19 protein-coding genes are annotated in these 20,219 nt (G+C 71.0%); 9 read left to right on the top strand and 10 right to left on the bottom strand.

Annotation, left to right across the window (positions count from 1 at the left end; genetic code table 11):
- Positions 1-149 precede the first annotated feature (149 nt).
- Complete coding sequence (locus tag ACGFYV_RS18325; RefSeq protein ID WP_393879420.1) at positions 150-728, bottom strand: TetR/AcrR family transcriptional regulator; 579 nt, start codon at positions 726-728, stop codon at positions 150-152.
- A 124-nt stretch (positions 729-852) separates the two neighbouring features.
- On the opposite strand from ACGFYV_RS18325, the gene ACGFYV_RS18330 reads away from it, so the two are divergent.
- The 3 genes from ACGFYV_RS18330 to ACGFYV_RS18340 all read left to right on the top strand — a co-directional run bounded on the left by ACGFYV_RS18330 (position 853) and on the right by ACGFYV_RS18340 (position 4,156).
- The gene (locus ACGFYV_RS18330) at positions 853-1,728 is read left to right on the top strand and encodes a hypothetical protein (protein ID WP_393879421.1); all 876 of its coding nucleotides are present in this window, start codon (positions 853-855) and stop codon (positions 1,726-1,728) included.
- 356 nt (positions 1,729-2,084) lie between these two features.
- The gene (locus tag ACGFYV_RS18335; RefSeq protein WP_393879535.1) at positions 2,085-3,638 is read left to right on the top strand and encodes an AlkA N-terminal domain-containing protein; all 1,554 of its coding nucleotides are present in this window, start codon (positions 2,085-2,087) and stop codon (positions 3,636-3,638) included.
- 35 nt (positions 3,639-3,673) lie between these two features.
- Positions 3,674-4,156 (top strand): methylated-DNA--[protein]-cysteine S-methyltransferase, encoded by a 483-nt coding sequence (locus ACGFYV_RS18340; protein WP_393879536.1) that lies wholly within the window; start codon positions 3,674-3,676, stop codon positions 4,154-4,156.
- On the opposite strand, the gene ACGFYV_RS18345 is transcribed toward ACGFYV_RS18340, so the two are convergent.
- Positions 4,153-4,911: an NAD-dependent deacetylase gene (locus ACGFYV_RS18345; protein ID WP_393879422.1), complete on the bottom strand. Its 759-nt coding sequence runs from the start codon at positions 4,909-4,911 to the stop codon at positions 4,153-4,155. The two genes, ACGFYV_RS18340 and ACGFYV_RS18345, sit on opposite strands and share 4 nt — an antisense overlap.
- A gap of 502 nt (positions 4,912-5,413) precedes the next feature.
- On the opposite strand from ACGFYV_RS18345, the gene ACGFYV_RS18350 reads away from it, so the two are divergent.
- The 5 genes from ACGFYV_RS18350 to ACGFYV_RS18370 all read left to right on the top strand — a co-directional run bounded on the left by ACGFYV_RS18350 (position 5,414) and on the right by ACGFYV_RS18370 (position 10,458).
- Positions 5,414-6,196, top strand: coding sequence for an MHYT domain-containing protein (locus tag ACGFYV_RS18350; protein WP_393879423.1), 783 nt, complete (start codon positions 5,414-5,416; stop codon positions 6,194-6,196).
- A 291-nt stretch (positions 6,197-6,487) separates the two neighbouring features.
- Complete coding sequence (locus ACGFYV_RS18355; RefSeq protein ID WP_393879424.1) at positions 6,488-8,989, top strand: nitrate- and nitrite sensing domain-containing protein; 2,502 nt, start codon at positions 6,488-6,490, stop codon at positions 8,987-8,989.
- Complete coding sequence (locus ACGFYV_RS18360) at positions 8,989-9,417, top strand: roadblock/LC7 domain-containing protein (RefSeq protein ID WP_393879425.1); 429 nt, start codon at positions 8,989-8,991, stop codon at positions 9,415-9,417. The genes ACGFYV_RS18355 and ACGFYV_RS18360 overlap by 1 nt, the downstream gene beginning before the upstream one ends.
- A gap of 11 nt (positions 9,418-9,428) precedes the next feature.
- On the top strand, positions 9,429-9,899 hold the full coding sequence (locus ACGFYV_RS18365; RefSeq protein ID WP_393879426.1) for a DUF742 domain-containing protein: 471 nt from the start codon (positions 9,429-9,431) through the stop codon (positions 9,897-9,899).
- Positions 9,880-10,458 (top strand): ATP/GTP-binding protein, encoded by a 579-nt coding sequence (locus ACGFYV_RS18370; RefSeq protein ID WP_393879427.1) that lies wholly within the window; start codon positions 9,880-9,882, stop codon positions 10,456-10,458. The genes ACGFYV_RS18365 and ACGFYV_RS18370 overlap by 20 nt, the downstream gene beginning before the upstream one ends.
- Before the next feature lie 19 nt (positions 10,459-10,477).
- On the opposite strand, the gene ACGFYV_RS18375 is transcribed toward ACGFYV_RS18370, so the two are convergent.
- On the bottom strand, positions 10,478-10,972 hold the full coding sequence (locus tag ACGFYV_RS18375; protein WP_393879428.1) for an NUDIX domain-containing protein: 495 nt from the start codon (positions 10,970-10,972) through the stop codon (positions 10,478-10,480).
- Between the two features lie 153 nt (positions 10,973-11,125).
- Positions 11,126-12,214 carry an ADP-ribosylglycohydrolase family protein gene (locus ACGFYV_RS18380; protein WP_393879429.1) on the bottom strand — a complete coding sequence of 363 codons (1,089 nt, stop codon included), beginning with the start codon at positions 12,212-12,214 and terminating at the stop codon, positions 11,126-11,128.
- A 193-nt stretch (positions 12,215-12,407) separates the two neighbouring features.
- On the opposite strand from ACGFYV_RS18380, the gene ACGFYV_RS18385 reads away from it, so the two are divergent.
- A complete protein-coding gene (locus ACGFYV_RS18385) occupies positions 12,408-13,559 on the top strand; it encodes a glycerate kinase (protein ID WP_393879430.1) in 1,152 nt (383 codons plus the stop codon).
- A 233-nt stretch (positions 13,560-13,792) separates the two neighbouring features.
- On the opposite strand, the gene pssA is transcribed toward ACGFYV_RS18385, so the two are convergent.
- The 6 genes from pssA to ACGFYV_RS18415 all read right to left on the bottom strand — a co-directional run bounded on the left by pssA (position 13,793) and on the right by ACGFYV_RS18415 (position 20,214).
- A complete protein-coding gene (gene pssA / locus ACGFYV_RS18390; RefSeq protein ID WP_094220827.1) occupies positions 13,793-14,611 on the bottom strand; it encodes a CDP-diacylglycerol--serine O-phosphatidyltransferase in 819 nt (272 codons plus the stop codon).
- A gap of 22 nt (positions 14,612-14,633) precedes the next feature.
- Positions 14,634-15,290: a phosphatidylserine decarboxylase gene (locus ACGFYV_RS18395; RefSeq protein ID WP_393879431.1), complete on the bottom strand. Its 657-nt coding sequence runs from the start codon at positions 15,288-15,290 to the stop codon at positions 14,634-14,636.
- Positions 15,291-15,460: 170 nt separating this feature from the next.
- Positions 15,461-16,675, bottom strand: coding sequence for an acyl-CoA dehydrogenase family protein (locus ACGFYV_RS18400; protein ID WP_393879432.1), 1,215 nt, complete (start codon positions 16,673-16,675; stop codon positions 15,461-15,463).
- A 3-nt stretch (positions 16,676-16,678) separates the two neighbouring features.
- Entirely contained in the window at positions 16,679-17,191 is a 513-nt protein-coding gene (locus ACGFYV_RS18405; protein ID WP_393879433.1) for a MaoC family dehydratase, read from the bottom strand.
- A 15-nt stretch (positions 17,192-17,206) separates the two neighbouring features.
- Positions 17,207-18,169 carry an HpcH/HpaI aldolase/citrate lyase family protein gene (locus ACGFYV_RS18410; protein WP_393879434.1) on the bottom strand — a complete coding sequence of 321 codons (963 nt, stop codon included), beginning with the start codon at positions 18,167-18,169 and terminating at the stop codon, positions 17,207-17,209.
- Positions 18,166-20,214, bottom strand: coding sequence for a protein meaA (locus tag ACGFYV_RS18415; RefSeq protein ID WP_393879435.1), 2,049 nt, complete (start codon positions 20,212-20,214; stop codon positions 18,166-18,168). The genes ACGFYV_RS18410 and ACGFYV_RS18415 overlap by 4 nt, the downstream gene beginning before the upstream one ends.
- Between the last annotated feature and the right edge of the window lie 5 nt (positions 20,215-20,219).

Consider the following 20,219-nt stretch of genomic DNA (forward strand, 5'->3'; position numbering starts at 1 on the left):
TCCTCCCTTAGATCCCTTAGATCCCTTAGATTCGTCGAATCCTTTAGATTCCTTAGATCCGTCGGATTCCTCAGAGCCCTCAGAGCCCTCAGAGCCCTCAGGTGTCTCGGATTTCTTGGATTTCTTGGATTCCTCGGATCGCTTGAGCGCTAGGCGCGGACGCCGAGCACGACGCGCGCGGTGCCGAGCATCACCTCGGCGTAGCGCTCGGCGGTGAGTCCGGACCCGGACGCCACCGCCATGTCGCAGCCGTCGACCAGGGCCGTCAGCGAACCGACGGCGAGGTCGGCCGCCAGCGGGGGATCGAACTCCCCGCCGCGCACGCCCTGTTCGACGATCTCGCTGATCAGCGCCCGCCATTCGGCGTGGACCCGGCGCACTCCCTCGCCCAGTTCCTCCCGGCGCGAGGCACTCGCGCAGAACTCGGTCCAGGTGGCACAGCGCCGGACGAGGGCGGGGTCGGAGGTGAGTGCCCCGACGAGCAGTTCGAAGCGGCGCCACGCTCCGGCGGCGTCGACGGCCGCGGCCCGCCAGCGGTCGATCAGGTCGTCGATGGACCAGGCGAAGGCCTCGCGGAAGAGGGCGTCCCGGGTCTCGAAGTAGTGCTGCAGCGAACCGATGGACAGCCCGGACGCCGTCGCGACATCGCGCAACCGGCCCGCGTCGAAGCCCCGTTCGGCCAGCACCTCGGCCGCCGCCCGCAGGATCCGTTCCCTCTGCTCGTCCACGACCGCTCCTCGCTGCCGTACGTTTCCTGACCGCATGTTCTCGCCCGCCTATATTGCCATCCAATAATAACGCATTATTGTGACGCCCGACACAGCCCCTGTTCCCTCCAGACGGGTGGTCGACGTGCACCAGGATCAGAAGGACGCCAAGGACGCCAAGGACGCCAAGGACGCCAAGGACGCCAAGGACGCCAAGGACGCCAAGGACGCCAAGGACGCCAAGGACGCCAAGGACACCGCAGAGCTGCGCAAGACACTCACCTGGCGCGACGGCTTCGCCATCGCGTTGGTCATCAACGGCCTGCTCCTGACGGTGGGTTACGGAATCGGCGCGGTCGGCGCCTGGACCGCCATCGCACTGTGGGTCGGCGGCGCGGTCGTCGGCCTGCTGCAGAACATGCTGTTCGCGGAGAGCGCCGCGATGTTCCCCGGCATGTCCGGCGGGGTCAGCCGCTACGCCACCGAGGGCTGGAAACGCTACTGCGCCCCGCTCGGCGCGGTGGCCTCCTTCGGGTACTGGATCGGCTGGTCCTTCAGCATCGCCGTGAACGCGGCCGCGATCGGCGCGCTGGTGCGCACCCAGTGGTTCCCGCACTCCGGCCACATCGAGATCGCGGGCCGGAGCCTGGGCCTGACCGAAGCGGTGGCCGTGGCCTCGATCGTCGCCGGATGGGCCTGCAACTACTTCGGCGCCCGGCTGGCCGCCCGCACGACCAAGGTCATCGCCGTCATTCCAGGTCGCCTGGCTCCTGCTCGCCTTCAACCTGCTGATCGTCTTCGTCGGCGTGACCCATCCGTCCCTCGCCGGCGATGGCGACAGCACCGAGACACTCGTGGGCGTCGGCATCCTGCTGCTCTCCGTGGTCCTCTACGCCTACCGGCGCCTGGTCCAGGACGGCGAGCGCATCGCCTGGCGCATCGAGACCCCCGCGCTGCCCGAGGGCTCCCGGCCCTCCGCCACGGCGCCGCCCGTCCGGGCAGCGGAGCGTTGATGTCCTGACAAAGGTCTCCTGACAAAGGTCTCCTGACAAAGGTCTTCTGGCGAAGGTCTTCTGGCGAAGGCGGATGAAGGCGGATGAAGGCGGGCGAAACGTATTCCTGGCGGTCTCTGGCCGACCAGGGCGTCGTACGCCCATGGCATCATCGGCCGGGAGTACGAACCTGACCGCCCCCGTGAAGGTGCACTTCTACACCTTCGGGGGCCTGCGCACGACCGCCGAGTGGATCGCGGGCTTCGAGCAGCGCGCCTGACCCCCGGGGAATTTCCTCCCGCCCCAGGCCACCCCCAGGCACATGTCGGATTCCCGCCAGCGGTGAGCCCCCGCGAGAGCCGATCCTGTCTGCATGCAGACACGCATGCGGACAGGGACGCACCTCGACCGGGAGCACTGCGTACGCGCCGTGCAGTCCAAGGACGCACGGTTCGACGGCTGGTTCTTCACCGCCGTCCTGACCACCGGCATCTACTGCCGGCCCAGCTGCCCGGTGGTCCCGCCCAAGCCGGAGAACATGACGTTCTACCCGAGCGCGGCCGCCTGCCAGCAGGCCGGATTCCGGGCCTGCAAGCGCTGCCGCCCGGACACCAGCCCCGGCTCCCCGGAGTGGAACCAGCGGGCCGACCTCGTCGCCCGAGCCATGCGCCTCATCCGCGACGGTGTCGTGGACCGCGAGGGCGTAACCGGACTGGCCGGCCGGCTCGGCTACTCCGCCCGCCAGATCGAGCGCCAGCTGCTCGCCGAGCTGGGCGCGGGCCCCCTCGCCCTGGCCCGCGCCCAGCGCGCCCAGACCGCACGGCTGCTGATCGAGACGACCCCGCTGCCCATGGCGGAGATCGCCTTCGCGGCCGGCTTCTCCTCCATCCGCACCTTCAACGACACCGTCCGCGAGGTCTTCGCCCTGTCCCCGAGCGAGCTGCGCGCCCGGCTGCCGCGCACCAGCCCCGCGGGCGCCTCCGGCACCCCCGGCACCCCCGGCACCCCCGGCACCCCCGGCACCCCCGGCACCCCCGGCACCCCCGGCACCCCCGGCACCATCGCGCTGCGGTTGCCCTTCCGCGCCCCGCTCAACCCCGACAACCTCTTCGGACACCTGGCCGCCACCGCCGTACCCGGCGTGGAGGAGTGGCGGGACGGCGCGTACCGGCGCACGCTGCGGCTGCCGCACGGGCACGGCATCGTCGCGCTCACGCCCCGCCCCGACCACATCGCCTGCCGCCTCACCCTCGGTGACCTGCGCGACCTGACCGTCGCCATCAGCCGCTGCCGGCGCCTGCTCGACCTGGACGCCGACCCGGTGGCGACCGACGACCAGCTGCGCACGGACCCGGTCCTCGCCCCGCTGGTCGACAAGGCCCCGGGGCGCCGCGTCCCGCGCACCGTCGACGAGGCCGAGTTCGCCCTCCGGGCCGTCCTCGGGCAGCAGGTGTCCACGGCCGCCGCCCGCACCCACGCCGCCCGCCTGGTCACGGCCCACGGCACACCGCTGGAGGACCCCGAGGGCGGACTCACCCACCTCTTCCCGTCGCCCGAGGCGCTGGCCGCCGTGGACCCCGAGACCCTGGCCATGCCCCGCACCCGGCGCACCACCTTCACCACCCTCGTCGGTCAACTCGCCGATGGAACCCTCCACTTGGGGGTCGAGTCCGACTGGGCCGAGACCCGCTCCCGCCTCCTCGCGCTGCCCGGCTTCGGCCCCTGGACGGTCGACGTCATCGCCATGCGCGCCCTCGGCGACCCCGACGCCTTCCTCCCCACCGACCTCGGCATCCGGCGCGCCGCAGAGGAGCTGGGACTGCCCGGCACCCCGGCCGCGCTCACCGCCCGCGCCGAGGCCTGGCGCCCCTGGCGTGCCTACGCGGTCCAGTACCTGTGGGCGACGGACAGCCACCCCATCAACTTCCTTCCCGTATGAGGACTTTCGAGAGGAACTTCGCGATGACCTCCGCGATGAAGCAGCACACCGTCATGGACAGCCCCTACGGCCCCCTCACCCTCGTCGCCGACGACGGTGTCCTGTGCGGCCTCTACATGACCGACCAGCGCCACCGCCCGCCGGAGGAGACCTTCGGCAGCCCCGACGACACCCCCTTCGCCGAGGCCGAGGAACAGCTGACCGCCTACTTCGCGGGCGAGTTGAAGGAGTTCACCCTCGAACTCCGCCTGAACGGCACCCCGTTCCAGCGCAGTGTCTGGGAACAGCTCACCCGCATCCCCTACGGCGAGACCCGCTCCTACGGCGAACTCGCCGACGCCCTCGGCAACCCCAGGGCCTCCCGCGCCGTCGGCCTCGCCAACGGCAGGAACCCGATCGGCATCATCGTCCCCTGCCACCGCGTCATCGGCGCCGCCGGCGACCTCACCGGCTACGGAGGCGGCCTCGACCGCAAGCGCCGCCTGCTGGACTTCGAACGGGGAACGGCCCTCTTCTAGAGCGTGCGCCGGATCGACGCAGCCCGGTGCGCTGCGACCAGCCGGTCCAGCAGCGCCGGCAGCGCCGTGCCGATCGGTTCGCGCACGACCTCCTGGGCACGGTCGTCGTACGGAGTCGGCTCGGCGTTGACGACGATCAGGCGGGCGCCGTTGTCGGCGGCGACACCGGCGAGGCCCGCGGCGGGCTGGACCTGGAGGCTGGAGCCGACGGCGATGAAGACGGTGCACGCCTTGCTGATCGAGAGGGCCTGCCCGAGGACCACCGGGTCGAGCCGTTCACCGAACATCACGGTCGCCGACTTCAGGATCCCGCCGCACTCCAGGCACGCCGGATCCTCCTCACCGGCCTCCACCCGCGCCAGCGCCTCCTCCATCGGCCCCCGTGCGTGGCACTTGGTGCACACCACGCTCCGGACCGTGCCGTGCAGCTCCAGCACCTTGCGGGCCGGCATCCCGGCCAGCTGGTGCAGCCCGTCCACGTTCTGGGTGAGCACCCGCACCGGGATGCCCGTGCGCTCCAGCGCCGCGACGGCCCGGTGCGCCGCGTTCGGCTCCGCCCGCAGCGCACGGTTCGCGCGCCGCATCTGCCAGGAGCGGCGGCGGATCTCCGGATCGCTCATGTAGTACTCGTACGTCACCAGCTTCTCGGCCCCCGGATCCCGCCGCCACAGCCCGTTCGGGCCGCGGTAGTCGGGGATTCCGGAGTCGGTGGAGATGCCGGCGCCGCTGAGGATCGCCACGAGGGGCTTGGTCATGACACCGAGCGTAGGGCCGGCGGGCGCGGACAGCGAGTGGATATCTGTTCACGGAATCTGCGTGCACTTCCCTTCTCATGCCGTTCTTTCCGGTAATTCATACGGCCGTGAACTCATCGGTCATGGGATGTGATGGTCCGATTCGGGACTTCTAAGTCCGCTTCATCCGGACTTCATGGGAAGAGGCTGCGATGAACCTCCTTCACAAATCGATGAGTTGGGTGATCCATTTCATCCGGCCAGGCGACGGTATGCCCGCGGAGCTGTGCCGACTTGTCCGAGGCGGGCATCAACTGACCTTGTGGAAAGGGAAATTGGTGGTCCCGAGGCGCTGTTTCGGCGAGTCGCCGCAAACACATAAATGGTCAGTAGTGTGACGCTGAGCCACTGGATTCGTCATTGCGTCATCAATTCATGTGAGTGTGGGTGCTCAGTGAATTTCCTGTGATCGAACTCCGTGTTAGCGTCCCACGGCCCGAGTTCGCCTGTGGAAGGAGAAGTTGTGGGACACATGGAGCACTTCGGTGCCGGATGGGTGTCTCCCGTACTCGCCTACGCGATGGCGTGCGTGGGTGCGGCGCTCGGACTGCGCTGCACGATGCGGGCGCTCGAAGCGAGCGGACGCTCACGACGCAACTGGCTGCTGACCGCCTCCCTCGCCATCGGAACCGGTATCTGGACGATGCACTTCATCGCCATGCTCGGCTTCTCCGTCGTCGGATCACCGATCCGCTACGACGTCCTCGGCACGGTGGCCAGCCTGCTGGTCGCCGTCCTCGTGGTCGGCGTGGGCGTCTTCATGGTCGGCTACGGCCGCGACCGGAACCGGTCCCTGGTGCTGGGCGGTCTGGGCACCGGCCTCGGCGTGGCCGCCATGCACTACCTCGGCATGGCCGCGGTGAAGCTGCACGGACGTGTGACGTACAACCCCGTGCTGGTCACGCTCTCCGTGATCATCGCCGTCGTCGCGGCCACCGCCGCGCTGTGGGCCGCGCTCAACGTCACCGCGGCCCGGGGCGTGTGGATCGCGTCCCTCGTGATGGGGCTCGCCGTCAGCAGCATGCACTACACCGGCATGACCGCCGTACAGATCCACCTCACGGCCGGCCGAGCGGCCCTGAGTGGCGCGTCCGCCATGAAGTTCATCTTCCCGCTGGCCGTCGGGCTCGGCTCGTTCCTCTTCCTCACCGCCGCCTTCGTCGCCCTGTCGCCGACCGCGCGCGAGCGCGAGGCGTCCGCGGCGGTCACGAATCCGCATCCCCGGTCCGAACTGCCCACCGCGTAACCGCCCACCGCGTAACCGCCCACCGCGTAACCACCCACCGCGTAACCACCCACCGCGTAACCACCCACCGTGTGAACCCCTGCCGCTCCTCGCCCCCTCCTACCGGCCAGGGCCCCAACCCCCCTCCCCGGGCCGGCGTCCCCCTAGGAATCCATGCGTGCACAACAGCCGTCGACCCACCGTCCTCCCCGCCACGCCCGACGCCGTCCCCCGCTCCCGGCACTCCGGCTGAGACCCAGAACCGTCCGGGCCAAGATCGTCTGCCTGCTCGTCCTTCCGATCGTGTCGCTGATGGCCCTGTGGGGCTCGGCCACCGTCACCGCCGCCCGCGACATCTCCGGCCGGGCACAGCTCAGGGACGTCAGCTCCAGCCTGCTCGTCCCGGCCGACGACTTCCTCACCGCCGTACAGGCCGAACGCGGCGCGGCCACCCGGTATCTCGCCCACCCGGACACGCGTCGCCAGGCCGCGCTGCGCGCCACCTGGACGCGCACCGACACCGCGGCCGCCGCGCTGCGCCGGGGGGCCGCCGCCGGCGACGCCGACGCCACCGCCCTCGAACCGCGCCTCCCGGACCGGGTCAGGTCCCTGCTGGACGACGCGGCCGAACTGCCCCGGCTGCGCGCGGACATGACCGGCGGCGACGGCGGCAAACGTGACAGCCGCGATACCCGCTCCAGTGGTGATGCCCGCGCCAGCGGCGACAGTCGTGACAAGGAGGACTGGTTCCGGGCGTACACCGCGTACACCGAGGTGGCCGACCACGCCCTCTCGATCGGCGGAGCCCTCACCGACGTCCAGGGTCCGGACGAGGCGTCCTCGCTGCGCGTGGTGCAGGAACTCGCACGGGCCCGTGAGGAGATCGCCCGCGAGGACGCGCTCCTCGGCGCCGCCGAGGCGACCGGGCAGATGTCCCGGGACCAGCAGGCCGAGTTCACCGGAGCGGTGCACACGCAGCGGCAGTTGCTCGACTCCGGAGTGCGGGACCTGCGGCCCGCGGACGCGGCCACGTACCGTTCGGTCACCGACGGCACCGCGTACCGCGGCCTGCGAGGCGCCGAGGACGCGGTGATCCGCGCCGGTTCGCGCACCGCGGCGGCGAACGCGGCCCCCGCCGCACGGTGGAGCGAGAACAGCGCCGCCGTTCTCGGCGGACTCCAGCGGGCCCAGACCGCCGCGGGCACCGGCGCGATCGGCCGGGCGGACGTGCTCGGCCCGAGCCTGCTGAACGGCTCGGGCGCCGCCGTGGTCCTCGGCCTGGCCGCCGTCCTCGTCTCCCTCCTGATCCTGGTCCGGATCGGCCGCGGGCACATCGTCGAACTCGTCGACCTGCGCAACTCGGCGCTGCGGCTGGCCGGACAGGAACTCCCGCGCGCCATGGACAGGTTGCGCGCCGGCGAGAGCATCGACGTCGATAAGGCCGCACCCGTCCGCGACCACGGCGACGACGAGGTCGGGCAGATCAACTCCGCGCTCGGCGCCGTGCACCGGGCCGCGCTGCAGGCCGCCGCCGAGCGCGCCGAGATGCTGGGCGGCATCTCCCGGGCGTACGTCCAGCTCGCCCGGCGCAGTCAGGTGCTGCTGCACCGTCAACTGTCGCTGCTGGACACGATGGAGCGCCGCAACGAGGATCCCGTGGAGCTGGAGGACCTCTTCCGGCTGGACCACCTCACCACCCGCATGAGGCGGCACGCGGAGAGCCTGATCATTCTCTCCGGTGCCGCGCCCGGACGCGCCTGGCGCCGGCCGGTCCCCCTGCTGGACGTGGTGCGGGCGGCCGTCTCCGAGGTCGAGGATTTCGCCCGCGTCGACGTGCAGAACGTCCCCGGGGTCCGGCTCGTCGGAGGCGCGGTCACCGACCTCGTCCACCTGCTCGCCGAACTCGCGGAGAACGCGACCGCGTTCTCGCCCCCGCACACCCGCGTGCAGGTCCGCGCGGAGCGCGTCGGCACCGGCGCCGTCGTGGAGATCGCGGACCGCGGACTCGGCATGGGGGCGGACGCGCTCGCGGAGGCCAACCGGCGCATCTCCGACACCACCCGGGTCGACCTGCTCGACACCGAGCAGCTCGGCCTGTTCGTGGTGAACCGGCTCGCGCACCGCCAGCACGTGCAGGTGTCGCTCCAGCCGTCGCCGTACGGCGGCGTCACCGCCGTCGTCCTGATACCGGAGGTTCTGCTGGACATGACCGGCCTCGACGACGAGCCCGACGGCTCCGCAGAACCCGCCCGCCCCGCCCGCCCCGTTCGTCCCGCCCGTCCCGCGCGCCTGTCCGGCCCGCCCCGGCCCGTCAGGCTCGTCGACGGCGCCGAGCGGGGCGAGATCACCGCGCCGCGGACGGCCTCCGCCGCCCCGGCCGTCCCACCTGCTCCTGCCTCCGCTCCCGCGGCCCTCCCGGCGGCTCCGGCCGCCCCAACTCCTCAAGTCCCTCCGGGCGCACCGGCATCGACACCCGCAATGGCATCGACCCCCGCGCAGTCACCAGCACTCGCGCAGTCACCGGCACCGAGCCGCGACGGCGTGCCGGACGGTGTCGACCCGCTGCCGCGCCGCGTCCGACAGGCCAGCCTGGCACCCGAGTTGCGGACCACGCCGCGGCCCCGGACACCCGCGCCGCCGAACTCCGCGCCGACGGCGTCCCGGCACTCCCCGGAGGCCTTGCGCGCCACCATGACCGCGTTGCGTGCCGGCTGGGTCCGGGGCCGCGACGAGGCCGACCCCGCACATCACCCCGCACACCAGCCCGCACATCACCCCGCGAACGAGACCCCGACCGTAGGAGAAGACAGCTGATGACCGGAGCACCGGACAACTTCCGTGACCTCGACTGGCTTCTGGACGAGTTGGTGGCCGGCGTACCGGAGATCGGGCACGCGGTCGTGCTCTCGGGCGACGGGCTGGCCGTCGGCACGTCGGCCGGACTGACCCAGGAGGACGGCGAGCGCTTCGCCGCCATCGCCTCCGGATTCCACAGCCTGGCCAAGGGCGCCGGACGGCACTTCCAGGCGGGCGGCGTCATCCAGACCATGGTCGAACTCGAGGACGGCTTCCTGTTCGTCGTCGCGGCCGGCCAGGGGTCCTGTCTGGCGGTGTTCACCCGGGCCGACGCCGACATGGGCCTGATCGCCTACGAGATGGCCAGGATGGTCAAGCGGGTCGGTGAACATCTGCACACGCCGCACCGGTTCGACCTCCCGGGCGGGGCCGCCGCCGCCGAGTGAGGACGCAGCACATGGATGACTCCACCGACTCCGCTGACCCCATCACCTCCACCGACCCCACCGACCCCCTCAGCTCCACCGACCCCACTAGCTCCACCAACTCCACTGACTCCACGTCGAACTGGTACGACGACGATGCCGGGCCGCTCGTGCGCCTGTACGCCATGACGGCCGGCCGGGCCCGGCCCGGCAGCGCGGCATTCGACCTCATGGCGGTCGTCACGGCGGACCCCGGCTCCGGGAGCGAGACCGAGCGTGCGCTCCCACCCGAACAGCGGACGATCCTCCACCGGTGCCGGCGCGAGCCACAGACCGTGGCCGACATCGCCTCCGACTCCGGTCTGCCGCTGGGCGTCGTCCGCGTCCTGCTCAGCGATCTGCTGGCGGCCGCACTGATCCGGGTCACCCATCCCGTGCCGCCCGCCCAACTGCCGGACGCAAGCATCCTGAGGGAAGTGATCAATGGACTCCGCGCGCTCTGACGCCCACGTCGCTCTGAAGATCCTCGTCGCGGGAGGCTTCGGCGCGGGCAAGACGACCCTCGTCGGCTCGGTCAGCGAGATCCGCCCCCTGCACACGGAGGAACTCCTCACCGAGGCGGGGCGTCCGATCGACCGGCTGGAGGGGGTCGAGCAGAAGACGACGACCACGGTGGCGATGGACTTCGGCCGCATCACCATCCACCGGGACCTGCTGCTCTACCTGTTCGGCACCCCGGGCCAGGACCGGTTCTGGTTCATGTGGGACGAACTGGCCCAGGGCGCGCTCGGGGCCGTGGTGCTCGCCGACACCCGCCGGCTGGGAGACTGCTTTCCGGCCGTCGACTTCTTCGAGCACCGGGGCATCCCGTTCGTCGTCGCCGTCAACTGCTTCGACGGCGCCCGGACCTACGAGGCCGGGTACGTCGCCGACGCGCTCGACCTGGACCCGGGAACACCCGTCGTGCTCTGCGACGCACGGGAGCGCGAGTCCGGCAAGGAGGTACTGATCTCCCTGGTCGAACACGCCGCCCGCCGCCACGCCGACCAGCGGCGGCCGTGAGCGTCAGGGGCAGCGGGTCTCACGCGGCCCGGTCGCCGTTCTCCAGTTCCGCCGTGCCCGAGCCCTCCTTCAGGACGTCCAGTGCGGCCAGGACGCGGCGGCCGAGGGCGCCGGGCAGGTGGGCGGTGATCTCCTCGCGGGGCACCAGGCGCCAGGACAGCAGCTCCTCCTCCTGCAGCCGGATCGCCTTCAACTCCGTGTCGGTCAGGACACCGCCGTCGTACACGTACGCCACCAGCGGCGGCCGGCCGGCGCCCGGCACCCAGTCCACCGCCAGCAGCCGGCCCGGCTCCCGGTCCAGGCCGATCTCCTCCAGCGTCTCGCGGCGCGCGCCCCGGCGCGGCGTCTCGCCCTCGTCCGACTCGATCGTGCCGCCCGGAAGCCCCCATCCGTCACGGTAGTTGGGCTCGACGAGCAGGACCCGCCCCGTGGCGTCCCGGAACAGCACGGCGGCACCGGCGAGGACACGGGGGAGACCCGCGATGTACATGGCGAAGTCGTCAGAGGTCGTCATCCGGGAAGCCTAGCGAGAGGCGGAGAGCGTGTCGGGGCACTGTGCCGATCACATCGCCTTCGCGGGGCGGCTTACGACGGATTCGCGCCGCCCCCGGGGACGGTCACGCCGCTCCCCGCCGCCCCTGGGGACGGTCACGCCGCTGCCCACCGCTCAGGAGTGTTCCTCGGCCAGAGATTCTTCGGCCAGCCGTACCGTCCGCCCGGCGAGGTCGCTGATGCGGGCGCCGTCGAAGCCGAACACGGCGCTGCGCACGGTGTCCTCCAGCGGGTCCTTCCACCGGCCGGGGATCGAGGCCGCGCCGGTGAGGACGCCGGCCACCGAGCCGGCCGTCGCCCCGTTGGAGTCGGTGTCCAGGCCGCCGCGGACGGTCAGGGCGATGGTCCGGGTGAAGTCGCCGTCGCCGTAGAGCAGGCCCGCGGTGAGGACGGCCGCGTTCGGCACGGTGTGGATCCAGCCGAGGCCCGCGGTCTCCGCGGCCAGCGTGGTCAGCGTCTCCTCCCAGGGCAGCCGGGTCCCGTGCAGGGACGCCACCCGGCGCACCGTGCGGGCCAGCCGGCTGCTCGCCGGGATCTCGGCGAGCGCGGACTCCAGCGCGTCCCGCACGCTCGGCGCGGTGAACGCGGCAGCGATCAGCGCGGCGGCCCACATCGCGCCGTAGACGCCGTTGCCGGTGTGCGAGAGCACCGCGTCCCGGCGGGCCAGTGAGGCGGCCCGGCGCGGGGCGCCCGGACAGGTCCAGCCGTACACGTCGGCACGGATCAGCGCGCCGATCCACTCCTGGTACGGGTTGTCGTACGTCGCCGTCAGCGGCGGCTTCAGACCGCTCGCGAGATTGCGGTACGCCGCCCGTTCCGCGGTGAACGTCTGCAGGTACGGCAGCCTGAGCAGCCACAGGTCGCCGACCTGCTCGGTGCTGAAGCCGAAGCCGTGGGTCTCCAGCAGGTGCAGGCCGAGGATCGCGTAGTCGACGTCGTCGTCGCGGCAGCTGCCGTGGACGCCGCCGCGCACGCACTCACGCCACTCGGGACGCAGGACCGCGCCGTCGGCCGGGTCGGCGGGCTCGGGCAGGTAGTCGGTGAGCGGCAGGGCGCCGGCCCGGCGCAGATAGCCGTCGATGCGCTCGCGCGTCCACACCTCGCCCTGCTCGACCGGCTTGCCCAGCATGTTGCCCGCGATCCGGCCGAGCCAGCCGCCGTGGACGCGGTCGGCGAGGCCTGGGCCCGTGTCGAGGTCGGTCATGGCTGTGCTCTACCCGCTGCCCCGCCTGATCTCACGGCCGCGCTCATGGCCGTGCTCACGGCCGCGCCGTCCGCGCGCGGGCACCTTCCAGGGGGCGGGCGGGGCATGACGGCGAGGGTGTCCTGAGGTTAAGGTCGCAGCGGCGCGACTGGCCCTGACGTGCGCAGGGCCCGGAGAGCAAGGGGAATGCAAGGTGGCGGAGGCTGCAGGCAACGAGACCCGTCGGGTGCTCATCGCCGCGGACAAGTTCAAGGGCTCGCTGACGGCCGTGCAGGTCGCCGAGCGGGTGACGGCCGGGCTGCGCCGGGTCGCGCCGGAGGCCGAGATCGAGGCGTTGCCCGTCGCCGACGGCGGTGACGGGACCGTGGACGCGGCGGTCGCCGCCGGGTTCCGGCGCCGGGAGGTCCGGGTCGCCGGACCGCTCGGGGACGAGGTGAGCGCCGCGTTCGCGCTGCGCGGTGACACCGCGGTCGTGGAGATGGCCGAGGCGAGCGGGCTGCAGCGGCTGCCGGCCGGTGTCCTCGCCCCGCTGACGGCCTCCACGTACGGCTCCGGGGAACTGCTGCGCGCCGCGCTGGACGCGGGCGCGCGCACCATCGTGTTCGGCGTGGGCGGCAGCGCCACGACGGACGGCGGCGCCGGGATGCTGTCCGCGCTGGGAGCCCGTTTCCTGGACGCGGACGAGGAGCCGGTGGCACCGGGCGGCGGCGGTCTCGCGGGCCTCGCCCGCGCGGACCTGTCCGGCCTCGACCCGCGTCTGGCCTCCGTCGAGCTGGTGCTCGCCAGCGACGTCGACAACCCGCTGACCGGCCCGAAGGGCGCGCCCGCGGTGTACGGCCCGCAGAAGGGCGCCTCGCCGGACGACGTGGCCGCGCTGGACGCCGCCCTGGCCCACTTCGCGAAGGTCCTGGAGGCCGAGGTCGGGTCGCGGGCGGCGGAGCACGCGGCGGCGCCGGGCGCCGGGGCGGCGGGCGGTATCGGCTACGGCGCGCTCCTGCTGGGCGCCCGCTTCCGGCCCGGCATCGAGGTCATGCTCGACGTGCTCGGCTTCGCGCCCGCGCTGGAGCGTGCCGACCTGGTGATCACCGGTGAGGGCTCGCTGGACGAGCAGACGCTGCACGGGAAGGCGCCGGCGGGTGTCGCCGCTGCGGCCCGTGCCGCGGGCAAGGAGGTCGTCGCGGTGTGCGGCCGGCTGGCCCTGCCGCAGGAGGCACTGCACCGGGCCGGGATCGGCCGGGCGTACCCGCTGACGTCCGTGGAGCCGGACGTCGCCAAGTGCATCGCCGACGCGGGCCCGATCCTGGAGCAGGTCGCCGTACACATCGCCGAGAACCACCTGCGCTGAGGCCCCTGGAGGCTCCACCCCCAGACCCTCGACCTACGCCCGCCCACCACCCGACTCGGTGAGAGGGCACCGCCCAGCCGATCGAGACGGGTGGGCGGGTGGGAAGCCGGGGGTCTGGGGGGGCGGAGCCCCCACACAGTCACCCTGGCACGGAGCCCCGCACACAGCGTAGCGTCCCGCACACAGCGAAGGGCCCCGGACCCTGCCGGGTCCGGGGCCCTTGAAGCGGAGCGTTACGGCAGTTGCGCCGCTCGCGCCTCGCGGCGGTTGTCGCGGAAGTTGTTCACCCGGCGCGCCGTGGCGAACAGCGGGATCACCGCGCCCATGACGAGCTGCAGGGCGCAGCCGGTCTGCAGGAGCAGCTGCCCGCCCGGGGCGTCGAAGGCCCAGGCGGTCAGGAGGCCCATGGACAGGACGATCCAGGACAGCATGGCCACGGCGAGGCGGCCCCGCGGCTTCGGGTACTCGACCCGGCTCACCATCAGCCAGGCCGTGCCCAGGATCGCGAGGAGCGTCGCGAAGAAGGGCAGTTCCAGGAGGACGATCGAGACGACCGTCAGCGCGCCGAACGGGGAGGGCATGCCCTGGAACATGCCGTTCGTCGGTGTCACGCACGAGAAGCGCGCGAGCCGCAGGACCACGGCGAGCAGGACGACGATCGCCCCCACCGCCGCCACCTTCTGGTAGGCGTCGTCGGCGACCATGCCGTAGACCAGCACGAAGTACGCCGGAGCGAGGCCGAAGCTGATCAGGTCCGAGAGGTTGTCCAGCTCGGCGCCCATGGGCGAGGAGCGCAGCTTGCGCGCGACCAGGCCGTCGAACAGGTCGAAGACGGCCGCGCACAGCATCAGGATGACCGCCGTGGCCGCGCTGTTGCGCGCCATGCCGGACTCCTGGCTGTCGGTGAGGTGCGGGATCAGGATCCCGGTGGTGGTGAAGTACACCGCCATGAAGCCGCACGTGGCGTTGCCGAGCGTGAGGGTGTCCGCTATCGACAGGCGCAGAGAAAGAGGCATCTCCTCCTCGTCGTCGACCTCGTCCGCCTCGGGCACCCAGCCCGCCTGAGTCTCCGGATCAATCACGGTCAATGCGAGTCACCCCAGCCACGGTCTTCTGGCCGACCTCGACCGCGACCTCCACGCCCTCGGGCAGGTAGAGGTCGACACGCGAGCCGAAGCGGATCAGGCCGATGCGGTCACCCTGCTCGACCTTCGTGCCCTGCGGGATGTAGGGGACGATGCGGCGGGCCACCGCGCCGGCGATCTGGATCATCTCGATGTCGCCGAGTTCGGTGTCGAAGTGCCAGACTACGCGCTCGTTGTTCTCGCTCTCCTTGTTGAAAGCGGGAACGAAGCCGCCGGGGACGTGCTCGACGGACGTCACCGTGCCCGCGAGGGGCGCGCGGTTGACGTGGACGTTCAGCGGGCTCATGAAGATCGCGACGCGGGTGCGGCCGTCCTTCCACGGCATGATGCTCTGCACCACACCGTCGGCGGGGGAGATGACCCTGCCGGGGGCGATCTCGCGCTCGGGGTCGCGGAAGAACCACAGCATGCCCGCCGCGAGTGCGGTGGCGGGCACGGCGACGGCACGGGCGGCGCCGGAGCGGCGCGCACGGGCCAGGCTGAGGGCTGCGGTGGCGACGGTCGGGAGAAGCCACGGCGATGCTCCGCGCGCGAGGCGTACGCCGGCTCGGCTGTCGCGAGGTGCAGAGGTTTGGCTGTGGGGCATGGATGACCTTCGTAGCGGATGATGCCGCGCAATGACGGGGGACGGCGGCTTTCCGGGGATCGTACCGGTCGCGGGCTACAACTGGGCAAGCCAGGAAGCCGAGTCGGCGGCTGAAGACTGTCAACGGGGTGTGATCTTCTTCTCGAAGAAAACACCCCGTACACGGACAATCAGCCCTGGAATCGATACTCTTCGAGCAACCTGCGCCCGATGATCATTTTCTGGATCTCGGCGGTGCCTTCGCCGATGAGCAGCATCGGGGCCTCCCGGTAGAGGCGCTCGATCTCGTACTCCTTGGAGAAGCCGTAGCCACCGTGGATCCGGAAGGAGTCCTCCACGACCTCCTTGCAGTACTCGGAGGCGAGGTACTTCGCCATCCCTGCCTCAAGGTCGTTTCGTTCCCCGGAGTCCTTTTTGCGTGCCGCGTTGACCATCATGGCATGGGCGGCCTCGACCTTGGTGGCCATTTCGGCCAGTTTGAACTGGATCGCCTGGTGCTGGGCGATCGGCTTGCCGAAGGTGTGCCGCTGCTGGGCGTACTGGATGCCCAGTTCGAACGCGCGCTGAGCGACGCCGCAACCACGGGCAGCCACATTGACGCGGCCGACCTCCACGCCGTCCATCATTTGGTAAAAACCTCGGCCGGTGACGCCACCGAGCACGCGGTCGGCGGGGATCCGCAGGCCGTCCATGATCAACTCGGTGGTGTCGACGCCCTTGTAGCCCATCTTCTCGATCTTGCCGGGGATCGTCAGGCCGGGCCGGACCTCGCCGAAGCCGGGCTCCTTCTCCACCAGGAAGGTCGTCATGGACTTGTGGGGCGCCGCGGCCGTCTCCGAAGCGGAGTGTCCTTCGTCACTTCGGACCAGAACGGCCACCAGGGACGACGTGCCGCCGTTCGTCAGCCACATCTTCTGACCGTTCAGGACGTACTCGTCGCCGTCCCTGACCGCCTTCGACGTGATCGCCGACACGTCGGAGCCGAGGCCCGGCTCCGACATCGAGAAGGCGCCGCGGATGTCGCCGGCCGCCATGCGCGGCAGGAAGTGGTCCTTCTGCTCCTGCGTACCGTGCTGCTTGAGCATGTACGCGACGATGAAGTGCGTGTTGATGATGCCGGACACCGACATCCAGCCGCGGGCGATCTCCTCGACGCACAGGGCGTACGTCAGCAGGGACTCGCCCAGGCCGCCGTACTCCTCGGGGATCATCAGGCCGAAGAGGCCGAGTTCCCTGAGGCCGTCGACGATCGCTTGCGGATACTCGTCGCGGTGCTCCAGTTCGGTCGCGACCGGGATGATCTCCTTGTCCACGAAGTCGCGGACGGTGGAGAGGATCTCCTGCTGGACGTCGGTCAGACCGGCGGTCCGGGCGAGACGGGCCATCGCTTACTTCCCCTGTTCCTCAAGCTCGGGGCGGCCCGGCTGCTCGCCGCCGCGCTCCTTGATGTACGTCTCGGTGGGCACCATGACCTTGCGGCGGAAGACGCACACCAGGGTGCCGTCCTGCTTGTAGCCCTTGGTCTCGACGTACACGATGCCGCGGTCGTTCTTCGACTTGGACGGCCACTTGTCGAGCACCGTCGTCTGGCCGTAGACCGTGTCGCCGTGGAAGGTCGGCGCCACGTGCCTGAGCGACTCGATCTCCAGGTTGGCGATCGCCTTGCCCGAGACGTCCGGCACGGACATGCCGAGCAGCAGCGAGTAGATGTAGTTGCCCACCACGACGTTCTTGCCGAAGTCGGTCGTCTTCTCGGCGTAGTTGGCGTCCATGTGGAGGGGGTGGTGGTTCATGGTGAGGAGACAGAACAGGTGGTCGTCGTACTCCGTGACCGTCTTGCCCGGCCAGTGCTTGTACGTCGCCCCGACCTCGAACTCCTCGTAGGTGCGTCCGAACTGCATCGCGCTCAGGGCTCCTCAGTTGTCGGGGGTCTCGAACGCCGACGTACGGGTCATCCCCGCCGCCCGTCCCTTGCCGGAGATGACCAGGGCCATCTTGCGGCTGGCCTCGTCGATCATCTCGTCGCCGAGCATCGCGGAGCCCTTCTTGCCGCCCGCCTCGGACGTGTAGTAGTCGTACGCGTCCAGGATCAGCTCGGCGTGGTCGAAGTCCTCCTGCGAGGGCGAGAAGATCTCGTTGGACGCCTCGACCTGGCCCGGGTGCAGCACCCACTTGCCGTCGAAGCCGAGCGCGGCGGCGCGGCGGGCGACCTCGCGGTAGCCCTCGACGTTGCGGATCTGCAGGTAGGGGCCGTCGATCGCCTGGAGGTCGTTGGCGCGGGCGGCCATCAGGATCTTCATCAGGATGTAGTGGTAGGCGTCCGCCGGGTAGCCGGGCGGCTGCTCGCCCACGACCAGGGACTTCATGTTGATGGACGCCATGAAGTCGGCCGGACCGAAGATGATCGTCTCGATGCGCGGGGAGGCCTGCGCGATCGCGTTGACGTTGTTCAGGCCCTGCGCGTTCTCGATCTGCGCCTCGATGCCGATCCGGCCGGTCTCGAAGCCCATCGTCTTCTCGATCTGGGTCAGCAGCAGGTCCAGCGCGACGATCTGCTCAGCCGTCTGCACCTTCGGCAGCATGATGCAGTCGAGGTTCTGGCCGGCGCCCTCGACGACCGTGACGACGTCCCGGTACGTCCACTCGGTCGTCCAGTCGTTGACGCGCACGACCCGTGTCTTGCCCGTCCAGTCACCCTCGTTCAGGAACTTGACGATGGTGTGCCGCGCCTCCGGCTTGGCGAGCGGCGCGCACGCGTCCTCCAGGTCGAGGAAGACCTGGTCGGCGGGGAGGCCCTGCGCCTTCTCCAGGAAGCGCGGGTTGCTGCCCGGCACGGCCAGACAGGAGCGCCGCGGGCGAAGGCGGTTGACGGTGGTCATGCGGGGACCTCCAGGGGGTCGAGCTTGTTCGCTTTGCGGATCTCGTCGACGATGCGGCCGATGATTGCGGTGATGTCGAAGTCCTTCGGGGTGAAGACCGCGGCCACTCCGGCGGCCCGGAGCTGGTCGGCATCACCATTCGGGATGATGCCACCGGCGATCACCGGTATATCTGTGGCACCGGCCACACGGAGTCGCTCCAGCACGTCGGGGACCAGCTGGGCGTGCGAGCCGGACAGGATCGACAGGCCCACGGCGTGGACGTCCTCCGCCAGGGCCGCGTCCACGATCTGCTCGGGCGTGAGCCGGATGCCCTGGTAGACCACCTCGAAGCCGGCGTCACGGGCGCGTACGGCGATCTGCTCGGCGCCGTTGGAGTGCCCGTCCAGGCCGGGCTTGCCGACCAGGAAGCGCAGCTTGCCGGTGCCCAGGTCGCGGGCCGTGGCGTCCACCTTGGCGCGGACCTCGGCGAGGGCCGAGCCCGCCTCGGCGGGGACCGCCACGGGAGCGGAGGAGACGCCGGTGGGCGCCCGGTACTCGCCGAACACCTCGCGCAGGGCACCTGCCCACTCGCCGGTGGTGACACCGGCGCGGGCGCACTCCAGCGTGGCCTCCATGAGGTTGTCGGTGCTCTTGGCGGCCTCCTTCAGCCGCTCCAGCGCCTTGCAGGGGCGCGGGTGGTTGAAGGGCGGCTGGTAGCGGGTGTCCCGCCAGCCCTCCAGCGCCTTGGCGACGCGGGCCTCGACCGCCGGGTCGACCGTCTGGATCGCGGTGTCCAGGTCGGCGGTGAGCGGGTTCGGCTCGGTGCCCTCGAAGGCGTTGACGCCGATGATCTTCTCCTGGCCCGACTCGATCCGGGCCCGGCGCTCGGCGTGCGAGGCGACCAGCTGCGCCTTCAGATAGCCGGACTCGACGGCGGCCATCGCGCCGCCCATCTCCTGGATCCGGTCGATCTCCGCGAGGGAGTCGGCGACCAGCCGCTCCACCTTGGCCTCGATCACCTTCGAGCCCTCGAAGATGTCGTCGTACTCCAGCAGGTCGCTCTCGTAGGCGAGCACCTGCTGGATGCGCAGCGACCACTGCTGGTCCCAGGGCCGGGGCAGGCCCAGCGCCTCGTTCCAGGCCGGGAGCTGCACGGCACGCGCGCGTGCGTCCTTGGAGAGCGTCACGGCCAGCATCTCCAGCACGATCCGCTGGACGTTGTTCTCCGGCTGCGCCTCGGTCAGGCCGAGCGAGTTGACCTGGACGCCGTAACGGAACCGGCGCTGCTTGGGGTCCTCGATGCCGTACCGCTCCCGCGTGACCTTGTCCCAGATGCGGCCGAAGGCCCGCATCTTGCACATCTCCTCGACGAAGCGGACGCCCGCGTTGACGAAGAAGGAGATACGGGCGACGACATCGCCCATGCGCTCCTGCGGCACCTGGCCGCCGTCGCGCACGGCGTCGAGGACGGCGATCGCGGTGGACATCGCGTACGCGATCTCCTGCACCGGCGTGGCCCCGGCCTCCTGCAGGTGGTAGCTGCAGATGTTGATCGGGTTCCACTTCGGGATGTGGGAGACCGTGTACGCGATCATGTCCGTCGTCAGCCGGAGCGAGGGACCCGGCGGGAAGACGTGCGTCCCCCGGGACAGGTACTCCTTGACGATGTCGTTCTGGGTCGTGCCCTGGAGCCGGGTGATGTCCGCGCCCTGCTCCTCGGCGACGACCTGGTAGAGCGCCAGCAGCCACATGGCGGTGGCGTTGATCGTCATCGAGGTGTTCATCTGCTCCAGGGGGATGTCCTGGAACAGCCGGCGCATGTCACCGACGTGCGAGACCGGCACGCCGACCCGGCCGACCTCGCCGCGGGCGAGGATGTGGTCGGGGTCGTAGCCGGTCTGCGTCGGCAGGTCGAACGCCACCGACAGGCCGGTCTGGCCCTTGGCGAGGTTGCGCCGGTACAGCTCGTTGGACGCCTCGGCCGTCGAGTGGCCGGCGTACGTCCGCATGAGCCACGGACGGTCCTTCTGCCTCTCGACCGCGGCGGGCTGACGCTCAGTCATCTATG

It is taken from the genome of Streptomyces sp. NPDC048297, assembly GCF_043201585.1.
Taxonomy (GTDB): Bacteria; Actinomycetota; Actinomycetes; order Streptomycetales; family Streptomycetaceae; genus Streptomyces.

What these genes read in the sequence shown, in the direction of transcription:
- ACGFYV_RS18335 (WP_393879535.1), top strand. Translation starts at nt 2,085, where the DNA reads ATGCGGACAGGGACGCACCTCGACCGGGAGCACTGCGTACGCGCCGTG.
- ACGFYV_RS18340 (WP_393879536.1), top strand. Translation starts at nt 3,674, where the DNA reads ATGAAGCAGCACACCGTCATGGACAGCCCCTACGGCCCCCTCACCCTC.
- ACGFYV_RS18345 (WP_393879422.1), bottom strand. Translation starts at nt 4,911, where the DNA reads ATGACCAAGCCCCTCGTGGCGATCCTCAGCGGCGCCGGCATCTCCACC.
- ACGFYV_RS18355 (WP_393879424.1), top strand. Translation starts at nt 6,488, where the DNA reads ATGGCCCTGTGGGGCTCGGCCACCGTCACCGCCGCCCGCGACATCTCC.
- ACGFYV_RS18360 (WP_393879425.1), top strand. Translation starts at nt 8,989, where the DNA reads ATGACCGGAGCACCGGACAACTTCCGTGACCTCGACTGGCTTCTGGAC.
- ACGFYV_RS18365 (WP_393879426.1), top strand. Translation starts at nt 9,429, where the DNA reads ATGGATGACTCCACCGACTCCGCTGACCCCATCACCTCCACCGACCCC.
- ACGFYV_RS18370 (WP_393879427.1), top strand. Translation starts at nt 9,880, where the DNA reads ATGGACTCCGCGCGCTCTGACGCCCACGTCGCTCTGAAGATCCTCGTC.
- ACGFYV_RS18375 (WP_393879428.1), bottom strand. Translation starts at nt 10,972, where the DNA reads ATGACGACCTCTGACGACTTCGCCATGTACATCGCGGGTCTCCCCCGT.
- ACGFYV_RS18380 (WP_393879429.1), bottom strand. Translation starts at nt 12,214, where the DNA reads ATGACCGACCTCGACACGGGCCCAGGCCTCGCCGACCGCGTCCACGGC.
- ACGFYV_RS18395 (WP_393879431.1), bottom strand. Translation starts at nt 15,290, where the DNA reads ATGCCCCACAGCCAAACCTCTGCACCTCGCGACAGCCGAGCCGGCGTA.
- ACGFYV_RS18400 (WP_393879432.1), bottom strand. Translation starts at nt 16,675, where the DNA reads ATGGCCCGTCTCGCCCGGACCGCCGGTCTGACCGACGTCCAGCAGGAG.
- ACGFYV_RS18405 (WP_393879433.1), bottom strand. Translation starts at nt 17,191, where the DNA reads ATGCAGTTCGGACGCACCTACGAGGAGTTCGAGGTCGGGGCGACGTAC.
- ACGFYV_RS18410 (WP_393879434.1), bottom strand. Translation starts at nt 18,169, where the DNA reads ATGACCACCGTCAACCGCCTTCGCCCGCGGCGCTCCTGTCTGGCCGTG.
- ACGFYV_RS18415 (WP_393879435.1), bottom strand. Translation starts at nt 20,214, where the DNA reads ATGACTGAGCGTCAGCCCGCCGCGGTCGAGAGGCAGAAGGACCGTCCG.